Annotated in this window: 12 protein-coding genes; 7 read left to right on the top strand and 5 right to left on the bottom strand. The window is 67.8% G+C overall.

Going from position 1 to position 11,618, the window contains the following annotated elements; translation table 11 throughout:
* Positions 1 to 35 precede the first annotated feature (35 nt).
* The 5 genes from AAFF27_05075 to AAFF27_05055 all read right to left on the bottom strand — a co-directional run bounded on the left by AAFF27_05075 (position 36) and on the right by AAFF27_05055 (position 3,921).
* Positions 36 to 2,315, bottom strand: a complete 2,280-nt coding sequence (locus AAFF27_05075) for a methyl-accepting chemotaxis protein (protein ID XAH24568.1) — start codon at positions 2,313 to 2,315, stop codon at positions 36 to 38.
* Between the two features lie 21 nt (positions 2,316 to 2,336).
* Positions 2,337 to 2,909: a chemotaxis protein CheW gene (locus tag AAFF27_05070; GenBank protein ID XAH24567.1), complete on the bottom strand. Its 573-nt coding sequence runs from the start codon at positions 2,907 to 2,909 to the stop codon at positions 2,337 to 2,339.
* Positions 2,910 to 2,922: 13 nt separating this feature from the next.
* Entirely contained in the window at positions 2,923 to 3,288 is a 366-nt protein-coding gene (locus tag AAFF27_05065) for a response regulator (protein ID XAH24566.1), read from the bottom strand.
* Positions 3,288 to 3,686: a response regulator gene (locus tag AAFF27_05060; GenBank protein ID XAH24565.1), complete on the bottom strand. Its 399-nt coding sequence runs from the start codon at positions 3,684 to 3,686 to the stop codon at positions 3,288 to 3,290. The genes AAFF27_05065 and AAFF27_05060 overlap by 1 nt, the downstream gene beginning before the upstream one ends.
* A 61-nt stretch (positions 3,687 to 3,747) precedes the next feature.
* Positions 3,748 to 3,921: a rubredoxin gene (locus tag AAFF27_05055; protein ID XAH24564.1), complete on the bottom strand. Its 174-nt coding sequence runs from the start codon at positions 3,919 to 3,921 to the stop codon at positions 3,748 to 3,750.
* A 156-nt stretch (positions 3,922 to 4,077) separates the two neighbouring features.
* Here AAFF27_05055 and AAFF27_05050 point away from each other — a divergent pair, with 156 nt between their 5' ends.
* The 7 genes from AAFF27_05050 (at position 4,078) to AAFF27_05020 (ending at position 11,595) form a co-directional block, all read left to right on the top strand.
* Entirely contained in the window at positions 4,078 to 5,016 is a 939-nt protein-coding gene (locus AAFF27_05050) for a bifunctional hydroxymethylpyrimidine kinase/phosphomethylpyrimidine kinase (GenBank protein XAH24563.1), read from the top strand.
* Positions 5,017 to 5,041: 25 nt separating this feature from the next.
* Complete coding sequence (gene hemL, locus AAFF27_05045; protein ID XAH24562.1) at positions 5,042 to 6,328, top strand: glutamate-1-semialdehyde 2,1-aminomutase; 1,287 nt, start codon at positions 5,042 to 5,044, stop codon at positions 6,326 to 6,328.
* Between the two features lie 184 nt (positions 6,329 to 6,512).
* On the top strand, positions 6,513 to 8,585 hold the full coding sequence (locus AAFF27_05040; protein ID XAH24561.1) for an RNB domain-containing ribonuclease: 2,073 nt from the start codon (positions 6,513 to 6,515) through the stop codon (positions 8,583 to 8,585).
* Positions 8,586 to 8,606: 21 nt separating this feature from the next.
* Complete coding sequence (locus tag AAFF27_05035; protein ID XAH24560.1) at positions 8,607 to 9,467, top strand: TonB family protein; 861 nt, start codon at positions 8,607 to 8,609, stop codon at positions 9,465 to 9,467.
* Entirely contained in the window at positions 9,457 to 10,305 is an 849-nt protein-coding gene (gene aroE / locus AAFF27_05030; protein XAH24559.1) for a shikimate dehydrogenase, read from the top strand. Before AAFF27_05035 ends, aroE begins: the two co-directional genes overlap by 11 nt.
* Complete coding sequence (gene mtgA, locus AAFF27_05025; protein ID XAH24558.1) at positions 10,302 to 11,039, top strand: monofunctional biosynthetic peptidoglycan transglycosylase; 738 nt, start codon at positions 10,302 to 10,304, stop codon at positions 11,037 to 11,039. Before aroE ends, mtgA begins: the two co-directional genes overlap by 4 nt.
* Before the next feature lie 16 nt (positions 11,040 to 11,055).
* On the top strand, positions 11,056 to 11,595 hold the full coding sequence (locus AAFF27_05020) for a tetratricopeptide repeat protein (protein XAH24557.1): 540 nt from the start codon (positions 11,056 to 11,058) through the stop codon (positions 11,593 to 11,595).
* The last annotated feature ends 23 nt before the right edge of the window (positions 11,596 to 11,618 follow it).

The following is an 11,618-nucleotide window of genomic DNA, read 5'->3' as shown; positions in this document are numbered from 1 at the left end:
GGCGTTCGCGGTGGCGAAAGGGGAAGGAGCAGGCCTCAGGCGATCTTGAAGCGGGACACCGACTCGCGCAGCTCTTCAGCCATGCGCGACAGTTCGCGCACCTGCTGGGCCGTGGTGCGGGTGCCTTCGCCGGTCTGCTCGGTCACGGCGAAGATGTGCTGGATGCTGTCGGCCACGCCGTTGGCGAGTTCGGCTTCACGCGAGGTGGACGAGGAGATCTGCTCGATCAGCTCGGCCAGTCGGCGCGACACGCGGTCGATCTCGGTCAGCGCGGTACCGGCGCTGTCGGACAGGCGCGCCCCTTCGACCACACCCTGGGTCGAGCGCTCCATGGCGGCCACGGCATCCTGGGTGTCGGTCTGAATCGCCTTCACCAGCGTCGAGATCTGGCGCGTGGCGTCGGCCGAACGCTCAGCCAGGCGCTGCACTTCTTCTGCCACCACCGAGAAGCCGCGGCCGGCTTCACCGGCGGAGGCGGCCTGGATGGCGGCATTAAGTGCCAGCACGTTGGTCTGCTCGGTAATGTCGGAGATCAGCTCGGTGATTTCACCGATCTCTTGCGAGGATTCGCCCAGGCGCTTGATGCGCTTGGAGGTGTCCTGGATCTGGTCGCGGATGGAGTTCATACCGCCGATGGCGTTCTGCACCGCCTGCAGGCCGGAGTCCGCAGCTTCCAGCGACAAACGCGCCACCGCAGCGGATTCCTGCGCCTGCGAGGACACGTCATTGATGCGCGAGGCCATGTCCAGCACCGAGCGGCCGGTTTCGCGGATCTCGCGCAGTTGCTCGGTCGAGGCTGCCAGCAGTTCGGTCGAGGTGCTGTCCACCAGCGCCGTGGTCTGCGCCACCCGCGTCGCCGTGTTCTGCACGTTGCCCACCAGCAGGCGCAGTTCTTCCACCGTGTAGTTGACCGAGTCGGCAATGGCGCCGGTGATGTCCTCGGTCACGGTGGCTTCCTGCGTCAGGTCACCTTCAGCAACGGACTGCAGCTCGTTCATGAGCCGCAGAATGGCCGCCTGGTTGGCGTCGTTGACGCGCTTGGATTCCTGCTGCGCATGCTCGGCTTCGCGCTGCTGCGACTCGGCTTCGTAGCGCTGCCGCTCGGCAGCGGTCTGGCGTGCACGGCTGTCCAGCAGCAGCACCCGCGCCAGACCGAAGCCCGCGGCCAGCATCACCAGTGCGGCGGCAATCATGGCCAGCAAGGTGCTGAGGCCCACGCCCGCATCCTGTGACAGGCGCGACTGCAGCGCTTCCAGGCCGCGCCGCAGCGGTTCGCTGTCGGCAATGATGGCGGTCTGGGCTTCACGCGCGGACACCAGGCCCTGCAGATTGCCCAGGATGGCGCCGGCCTCGACGCGGGTTTTTTCGTACAGCGCCTGCAGTGCCTGCAGTTGCTCGCGCACCTGCGGATCGCGCGCAGCGGTCAGCCGCAGTTCGGCGCTGCCGTCCAGCAGGCCTTGCGAAATCTCGCGGAAGGAATTCAAGTCCTTGCCCAACAGGAACACCGCCTCGGGGCTCACGCCTTCAGAGGTCTGGAACTCGTTGGCCGACTTGCCGATACGCTGCGTCAGCATCACCAGTTGGCCAGAGGCAGAGATGTCGCCGGCCGGTGCGTTTTGCTGGAGCTTGAGCGCCGAGATGGTTTCGGCGATTTCCAGCAGGTCGGAGGACTGCAGGTTGATGGTGCGCAGCGCGGCGCCCACCTGGGTCAGGATTTTTTCCTGGCCGAGCACGGTCTTGGCATTGCGCTCGGCGCGCTCGATCAGTGGCTTGACCTGGCCCAGCTCGGCGCGGTAGCTGTCGGCCAACTCGTCAATGCGCATGGACGGGTCGCCGCCATCGAGTGCACGGCCGGTACGCGCCAGCACGTCGGCGCTGTTGGCCACGTCCGGGAAGGCTTGCGGGCTGCCGATGATGGCCTGGGTGACCGATTTGGCCAGACGCTGCGACTGCATCAGCGCCTGCCCGGTGGCGGCCAGCTGCTGCGCCGTGCGGTTGGCCTGGCTCAGGGACAAGGTACCCAGCACGGCCAGCACCAGCAGTGCCACGATCAGCAGCGTATAGAGCACCCGCTGGTGGCGGTTGATGGTGGCGCGGCCGAGCACCGGCAGCGCCACCTGCTCGGAGTCCTTGAACGAGCCCGTCGCATCGGCCAGCCGGCTTTCCTGAAAGCCCGCGCCCTCAGGCGCAGCGCCGGCGGGCAGCGCAGGCTCCGCGTCTTCGGGAAGCACCATCGTCGGCAGGATGGTGGAGTCCGACTCGTCCGACGCGGACTTGCGGGTGAAGAGTTTTCCGATTTGATCGGCAACAGACATGGTGCGGCCCTGCAAAAAAAGTCAGCTGCTGATGCTGAGAAAGAAAGGATGCTGGGCCAGCGCCTGCAGGTCGATTTCCTGCCAGTGCGCACCCTGCGCATCGATGTAGACGGGGCCGAGCCATACCGGCGCATCGTCCGCACGGGGCTGGACCGAGACGAAGGCCTCGCCGCCCCGCAAGCCCGCGAGCCGGTCAACCACCAGCGCGCACTGCACTTCCAGTGCCGCATTGAACGCCAGCAGGCTGGCCTCGCCGTTCAACGCGTCAATGCGCCTGGGCGCCGTGGCCGGGGGTGTGTCATCGGTGCCGGACAGTGCCTGCGCGGAGCGGGCTGCGGCGAACTGCAGCAGATCCACCACGCCGCACAAGCCGCCGCGCAGGTTCGCAACCCCCAGGAACCAGGCTTGGGTATAGGGCACGGACTGGACCGTGGTCCAGGGAAAGATCTCGCCCGCCTGGCCCAGCGGGAACAGGAAGGGCTTGCCGCCGATCTCCACCGCAAGCCATTCGACCGAAGCACCTTCGCTCTGCGCCGCCTGCAGGCGGCTGGCCAGCCGGCTTTGGAGTTCCCGCAGTGCCTGACGATTGGCCATGGTGGGCTAGCTTTCAGCCAAGGGCGGCGATCTTCGCCTGCAGCTCGACTGGATCGACCGGTTTGGTGATGTAGTCGCGCGCGCCCTGGCGCAGGCCCCACACCCGATCGGTTTCCTGGTTCTTGCTGGTGCACATGATGATGGGCACGTCTGCATAGAGCGGGTCACGGCTGATCGCGCGGGTGAGCTGGAAACCGTTCTGGCCGGGCATGACCACGTCCATCAGGATCAGGTCGGGCTTGTCTTGCGCCAGACTGCGGAACGCCTCTTCGGCGTTCTCGGCGGTGCGCACCTGCATGCCGCGCTTCTGCAGCAGGTCAGAGAGAAAAACGAGTTCGGTCTTGGAATCGTCCACGACCAAGACCTTCTGGATGGGCATCAGGATGTTCCTTGGGAGATTTCGCCGAATTGCTGGACCGCTGCGAGCAGTTGGTCCTTGGTAAAGGGTTTGGTCAGGTAGTCCTGGCAACCCACCATGCGGCCGCGCGCCTTGTCGAACACGCCGTCCTTGGAGGACAGCATGACGACCGGCGTGCCGGCAAAACGTGCATTGCGTTTGATGATGGCGCAGGTCTGGTAGCCATCAAGCTTGGGCATGAGGATGTCGCAGAAGATGAGCTGCGGCTGGTAGTCGTTGACCTTGGCGAGGGCGTCAAAGCCGTCGTCGGCCAGCAGCACCTCGTGCCCGCCCTGCTTGAGGAATATCTCTGCGCTGCGCCGGATGGTGTTGCTGTCGTCCACCACCAAGACCTTGCAGCTGGTTGTGCTGGTGCTCACTTGTGCCGCTCCCTGTGTTGTCCTCAGGTCGGGCGGCTTCCCGGCGAGGCCGCTCCAACTGTCAAATCTGGACCATCTCGAAGTCTTCCTTGCGTGCGCCGCATTCCGGGCAGGTCCAGTTCATAGGCACCTGTTCCCACGGAGTACCGGGCGCAATGCCGTCCTCGGGGACGCCAGCGGATTCGTCATAAATCCATCCGCAAATCAAGCACATCCAAGTTTTAGGGTCAGTCATCAGCTTAAGGGGGCTTCTAATATTGTGTCAACGATTGTATCGATTCGACCCTGGCGACTGTCGTTGTGGCAAGACGGTACAGGGCCTGGCGCGGGCGTTGCACAATGCATATCCGCACGGCCTCGCGCCGCCTGCCACTGTATCCGACTGCCCTTCATGACCCTGCCCGAAGCCGACGCCCCCGACCATGACGACGACCTGCCGGAGGATGACAGCCCGGCCTGCGTCATGGTGTTCAACGCCAGCGACCCGAGCGGCGCCGGCGGCCTGGGCGCCGACGCGGTGACCATCGCCTCGGTGGGCGGCCATGCCCTGACCGTGGCGACCGGCGCCTATGCCCGCGACAGCGCGCGCATCTTCGAGCACTTCGCCCTCGACGAAGAAGCCGTGGCCGAGCAGGCGCGCGCGGTACTGGAAGACATGGAGGTCGACGTGGTCAAGGTGGGCTTCCTCGGCACGCCAGAGAACATCAGCGCCGTGGCCGAGATCACGGCCGACTACGAGGAAGTGCCGGTCATTGCCTACATGCCCGACCTGTCCTGGTGGCGCGAGGACGAGATCGAGGCCTACCTGGACGCCTTCCGCGAGCTGCTGCTGCCGCAGACCACGGTGCTGGTGGGCAACCACAGCACGCTGTGGCGCTGGCTGCTGCCCGACTGGACGCACCAGCGCAGCCCCACCCCACGCGACATCGCCAAGGCCGCCAACGAAATGGGCGTGCCCTACACCCTGGTAACCGGCATTCCGCTGCCCGAGCAGTTCGTGGAAAACGCGCTGGCCACGCCGCAGGCGGTGCTGAGCACGGCCAAGTTCGAGCTGTTCGATGCCGTCTTCTCCGGCGCCGGCGACACGCTGTCGGCCGCGCTGGCCGCCCTGCTGGCCAATGGCAACGACCTGGCCGAAGCCACCGCCGAAGCACTGCACTACCTGGACCGCAGCCTGGATGCGGGCTTTCGCCCCGGCATGGGCAATGTGCTGCCCGACCGCATGTTCTGGGCCCAGCCCGACACCGAAGAAGAATCCGACGATGCCGACGACCTGGAGAAGCGCTCCATCGAAGGCTTTGTGATGCCCCCTCATGACACCCAGCACTGACTCCCTTCTTTCTTCCGACACTTCCGTGACCGATCTGAACCTGCCGCTGTTCGAGCGCGCCAAGGCCGTCATCCCTGGCGGCGTGAACTCCCCGGTGCGCGCCTTTCGCGCCGTTGGCGGTGCGCCGCGCTTTGTGCGGCGTGCCGAGGGCGCTTATTTCTGGGACGCCAACGGCCAGCGCTTCATCGACTACATCGGCTCCTGGGGCCCGATGATCCTGGGCCACGGCCATCCGGCGGTGCTGGAGGCGGTGCAAAAGGCGGCGCGCGACGGCTTCTCTTTTGGCGCGCCGACCGAGCGCGAGGTGGAACTGGCCGAGGAAATCATCCGCCTGGTGCCCTCCATCGAGATGGTGCGTCTGGTCAGCTCCGGCACCGAAGCCGGCATGAGCGCGATCCGCCTCGCGCGCGGCGCCACCGGCCGCAAGACCATCATCAAGTTCGAGGGCTGCTACCACGGCCACGCCGACGCCCTGCTGGTCAAGGCCGGCTCGGGCCTGGCGACCTTCGGCCACCCGACCTCGGCCGGCGTGCCGCCCGAGGTGGTGCAGCACACGCTGGTGCTGGAGTACAACAACGTCGCCGCACTGGAGGCCGCGTTTGCCGAGCACGGCGCCGACATCGCCTGCATCATCATCGAGCCGATCGCCGGCAACATGAACTTCGTGCGCGCCTCGCAGGCCTTTGCGCAAGCGGCACGCGACCTGTGCAGCCAGCACGGCGCGCTGCTGATATTCGACGAGGTGATGACCGGCCTGCGCGTGGGCCTGGGCAGCGCACAGGGCCTGCTGGGCATCCGCCCCGACATCACGGTGCTGGGCAAGGTGATCGGCGGCGGCATGCCGCTGGCGGCCTTTGGCGCCTCGCGCGCCATCATGGAGCACCTGGCGCCGCTGGGCCCGGTCTACCAGGCCGGCACGCTGTCGGGCAACCCGGTGGCCACGGCCTGCGGGCTGGCCACGCTGAAAGAGATCAGCAAGCCCGGCTTCTTCGAGGCGCTGTCGGCGCGCACCCGCTCGCTGGTCGATGGCCTGAACGGCGCGGCCGCCGCAGCGGGCGTGCCCTTCAGCAGCGACTGCGAGGGCGGCATGTTCGGCTTCTTCCTGCTGGAGGGCCTGCCGCAGAACTACGGCGAGGTGATGAAGACCGACGGCGCGCGCTTCAACCAGTTGTTCCACGGGCTGCTGGAGCGCGGCGTGTACATCGCGCCGGCGCTGTACGAGGCCGGCTTTGTCAGCGCCGCGCACAGCGCCGAGGACATTGCCGCCACGGTGGATGCAGCGCGCCAGGCATTCGGCTCGCTACATAATTAATAGCTATTAGCCATTGCGCAGCAAGGGCTACAGCCTTAAAACGCCAACAAAGGCGACGCGAAAGAAAGTTGCTCGCCCGCCGGGGCGAACTCCCGGCGCCCGCTGCCCGCAAAGCAAGCAAGCCCGGATGTCTCAAACACCGATCTCGGCAAGCACTGCCGCCGGGATGGGAGAATCCCGCCCCATGTATGCATTGTTCGAAGAAGCCGGGAAATTCCTCGCCGGCCGTGTGTTGTCCGAAGCCGAGTCCTCGGCGCAGGTAGAGCTTGATTCCGGCAAGCGGGTCAAGGTCAAGTCCGCCAACATCCTGTTGAAGTTCGAAAAGCCCCAGCCCGCGGCCATGCTGGCTGAGGCGCAGGCCGGCGCGGCCGAGATCGAGCTGGAGATGGCCTGGGAATTCGCCCCGGACGAAGAGTTTGGCTTTGCCGAGCTGGCACGCGACTATTTCAGCGCCAACGCCACGCTGGGCCAGCAGGCCGCCATGCTGGTGCGCCTGTTCGAGGCGCCGCACTACTTCCGCCGGGCCGGCAAGGGCCGCTTCCGCAAGGCGCCGGCCGAGATCATCCAGCAGGCGCTGGCCGCCATCGAGAAGAAGAAGCTGCTGCAGCAGCAGATCGCCGACTGGGCCACCGCGCTGGGCCAGGGCGAATGCCCGCAGCCGATCCGCGAGCAGCTCTACAAGATCCTGTTCAAGCCCGACAAGAACGCGCCCGAGTACAAGGCCGTGGTGGACGCCTCGCGCGCCACCCAGACCGCGCCGCTGGAGCTGCTGCGCAAGGCCGGTGCCATCGACTCGGCCTACCAGTTCCACTGGAAGCGCTTCCTGTTCGAGAACTTCCCCAAGGGCACGGGCTTCCCCGCGCTCACGGCACCGGCGATTGCCGAGGACCTGCCGCTGGCCGAAGGCGTGCAGGCCTTCTCCATCGACGATTCGCAAACCACTGAAATCGACGATGCGCTGTCGGTGCAAGGCCTGGGCACGGGCACCGTCACGGTCGGCATCCACATTGCCGCGCCGGGGCTGGTGCTGGCGCCGGGCGACGCCATCGACCAGGTGGCGCGCCACCGGCTGTCTACCGTCTACATGCCGGGCCACAAGATCACCATGCTGCCCGACGACGTGGTGCAAAGCTACACGCTGGGCGCGGGCCAGGCCCGGCCGGCGGTGTCGCTGTACGTGACGCTGGACGAGGCCACGCTGGAGATCCGCGCCAGCGAGACCAAGATCGAGCGCGTACCCATCGCCGCCAACCTGCGCCATGACCAGCTCGACGACATCATTACCGAGCAATGGCTGACCGACGCCGACTTTAGAAGCCAAAACCCGCTCCAGCCCTTACCCGGCGCGGGGGACACGCTATCATTTTTATTCCGCCTGGCAAATGAGCTCAAGGCCCGGCGCGAAGTGGTGCGCGGCAAGCCCGAGAACTTCAACCGCCCGGACTACAACTTCCGCCTGATCGGCGCCGAGGGCGACGAGCCGCTTGGTACCGAGCAGGTGCAGATCACCACGCGCCGCCGTGGCGCGCCGCTGGATCTGATCGTGGCCGAGGCCATGATCCTGGCCAACAGCACCTGGGGCAGTTGGCTGGGCGAGCTGGGCGTGCCCGGCATCTACCGCAGCCAGGCCAGCCTGGCGCCCGGCGTCAAGGTGCGCATGGGCACCAAGGCGCTGCCGCATGCCGGCATTGGCGTGAAGAGCTACGCCTGGAGCACCTCGCCGCTACGCCGCTACACCGACCTGGTGAACCAGTGGCAGATCATTGCCGCCACGCGCCACGGCCGCACCGCCGCGCTGGCCGCGCCCTTCAAGCCCAAGGACGCCGAGCTGTTCTCGATCATCTCCGGCTTCGACGCCGCCTATGCGGCCTACAACGCGCACCAAGGCGGCATGGAGCGCTTCTGGACGCTGAAGTACCTGGAGCAGAACGGCATCACCGAGATCGAAGGCGCCGTGGTCAAGGACAACCTGCCCGGCGGCGGCGTGCTGGTGCGCGCCGACGGCCTGCCGCTGATGCTGCCGGTGTTTGGCGCGCAGAACCTGCCGCGCGGCGCCCGCGTGCGGGTGCGCCTGGGCGAGGTCGATGCCATTGCGCTCGACGTGCACGGCACCGTGGTCGAGCGGCTGGACGCCGAAGTCGCCACACCGGATGCCGGTGACGAAAGCGGCGAGGACGAAGACGACACCGTGGCCGGCCCGCTGGCCATCGCGGTCGATGTCAACGAGGCCGAGGCGCCATCCGCCACGGCTTCCTGAGGACTTCTGCCCTAGCCTGCCGTGAACCTTCGCGCCCTGTTCGCCTCGCTGTCCCCGCTGAAAATCGCGCTCGGCATCTCGGTGGCCGCGCACGCGGCGCTGCTGACGGTGCGCTTTGTCGACCCGGAGGCCTTCAACCGCGTGTTCCAGGACACGCCGCTGGAGGTGGTGCTGGTCAACGCCCGCTCCAACGAAGCGCCCGAGAAGGCCCAGGCCATCGCCCAGGCATCGCTGGCCGGCGGCGGTGAAGCGGCGGCAGGCCGCGCCACCTCGCCGCTGCCGTACTCGGCCTTCACCAGCATGGGCGAGAGCTTCGAAGAAACGCAGCGCCAGGTCGACACCATGCAAGAGCAGCAGATGCAGCTGCTGGCGCAGATCCGCCAGCAGATCGCCTCGCTGCCGCTGCCCGACCCGCGCCGCGCATCCGACTCGCCCGAGCGCCAGGCGCAGGAAGAGCGCCGGCGCCAACTCGTCAAGCTGCTGGCCGAGATAGAGCGCCGCATCAACGAAGAAAACGCCCGCCCGCGCAAGCGCTACGTCAGCCCTGCCACGCGCGAGGCCGTCTACGCCGTCTACTACGACCACCTGCGGCGCCGGGTGGAAGACCGCGGCACCACCCATTTCCCCGAGGCCGGCGGCAAGAAGCTCTATGGCGAGCTGACCATGGTCATCACCGTCAACCACGACGGCTCGGTGTTGTCCACCGAAGTGGTGCAGGGCTCGGGCAGCGCCCTGCTCGACCGCCGCGCAGAAGCCATCGCGCGCAGCGCCGGCCCGTTCGGCGCGTTCGACACCGCCATGCGCGCCAAGGCCGACCAGATCGCCGTGGTCTCGCGCTTCAAGTTCACCCGCGACGCCACCCTCGAAACCAATGTCCGTTGATTCCCCTATCGCCCGCGACCGCTACTGCGTGATCGGCAACCCCGTGGCCCACAGCCGCTCGCCCTGGATCCACGCGCGCTTTGCCGCGCTGACCGGCGAGGCCGTTGAGTACGACCGCCAACTGGTGCCGCTCGACGGCTTTGCCGACGGCATCCGCGCCTTCATGGCCGCAGGCGGGCGCGGCTGCAATGTCACCGTGCCCTTCAAGTTCGAGGCCGCCGCGCTGGCGCAGCAGCTGAGCGCGCGCGCCCAACTGGCCGGCGCGGCCAACACCCTGCGCTTCGACGCCGACGGCATCCACGCCGACAACACCGACGGCGCCGGCCTGGTGGCCGACATCGAGCGCAACGCCGGCGTGCCCATCCGCGGCCAGCGCCTGCTGCTGGTGGGCGCGGGCGGCGCCGCAGCCGGCGTGCTGGGCCCGCTGATCAGCGCCGGGCCCGCACGCGTGGTGCTGGCCAACCGCACCCATGCGCGTGCGCAGGAACTGGTGGCGCGCCACGCCGCCTGGGCGCGCAATGCCGGCGTGGCGCTGCAAGCCCTGGAGACCGCCGCGCTGGCCGAACCCTTCGACATCGTCGTCAACGCCACCGCCAGCAGCCTGGGTGGCGGCGGCATCCCGGTACCGGCGCAGGTGCTGCGCCCCGGCACGCTTGCCGTGGACATGATGTACGGCCCTGCGGCCCAGCCCTTTATTGACTGGGCGCAGCAGCATGGCGCCGTTGCGCGCGACGGCCTGGGCATGCTGGTGGAGCAGGCGGCCGAGTCCTTCCGCTTCTGGCGTGGCGTGCAGCCGCCCTCGACAGAGGTCCTTGCCGAGCTGCGCCCACTCGTATGAAAGCGGCCGCCCGCTGGCTCGGGCTGGCCGTCCTGGCGGCGCTGCTGCTGCAGCTGTTCTTTGTGGCGCGCATCGCGGCCATGGCCGTGCTGGCCCCGCAATCCACCGCCTTCCAGCGCTCGGAAGCCTGGCGCGCCGTGCACGACGGCCGGGCAGGCCGCTGGCAGCAGGCCTGGGTGCCCTATGCGCAACTGTCAGACAACCTCAAACGGGCCGTGATCGCCTCGGAAGACGCCGGCTTTGCCAGCCACGGCGGCGTCGACTGGGAAGCCATGCAGCAGGCCTGGCACAAGAACATCCGCGCCGAAGAGCGCGCCGCGCGCCGCGCCGAGCAGGCCCGCCCCGGCGCCACGCTGCGCGCCCCGCGCATCATGGGCGGCTCCACCATCACCCAGCAACTGGCCAAGAACCTGTTCCTGTCGGGCGAGCGCAACCTGCTGCGCAAGGCGCAAGAACTGGTGCTGGCGCAACTGCTGGAAGCCTTGCTCTCCAAGCAGCGCATATTGGAGATCTACCTCAACAGCGTGGAGTGGGGCGAAGGCATCTTCGGCGCCGAGGCCGCCGCACAGCGCTACTACGGCAAGCCCGCCGCGCGGCTCTCGCCCGGCGAAGCGGCGCGGCTGGCCGTGATGCTGCCGCGCCCCCGCTATTTCGAGAAGCTGCCCAACTCGGCCTACGTCGCCAGCCGCGCAGCGGTCATCGTGGCGCGCATGGGCGCGGTACAGTCGCCCTGAACAAGGAACCATACGCATGAAATCCGTCCGCCTTCTTGCTCTGCGCACCCTGCCCCTGGCCGCCCTGCTCACCGCCCTGCACCTGTCGCCGGCCTGGGCGTCGGAGTACGACGACGTAGACGCCCTCATGCGTGCCGGCAACAACACCGAGGCCCTGGCCAAGGCCAACGCATTTCTTGAGTCGCGGCCGCGCGATCCGCAGATGCGCTTCCTCAAGGGCACGCTGCAGAGCGAGCTGGGCCAGCGCGCCGAGGCCATCGCCACCCTCAAGCAACTGACCCAGGACTACCCCAGCCTAGCCGAACCCTTCAACAACCTGGCCGTGCTCCAGGCCGCCGACGGCCAATGGACCGGCGCCCTGGAATCCCTGGAGGCCGCCGTGCGCCTCAACCCCTCGTACACCACCGCCTACGAGAACCTGGGTAACGTCTATATGCAGTTGGCGCGCGCCTCCTATACCCGCGGCGCAGAGCTGGACCCCGCCAACGCCCCGCTGCGCGCCAAGGCCGAGCGCGCCAAGGCCATCGCTGACGCCACCGGCCCCGCCAAGCGCTGAACAGCGCGGCCCCTTCCAGGCGC

The sequence above is a fragment of the Xylophilus sp. GW821-FHT01B05 genome (assembly GCA_038961845.1).
In the GTDB taxonomy this organism is placed as follows: Bacteria; Pseudomonadota; Gammaproteobacteria; order Burkholderiales; family Burkholderiaceae_C; genus Xylophilus.
The sequence above is the reverse complement of the archived record's forward strand: the minus strand, read 5'-3'. Positions and strand labels throughout refer to the sequence as shown.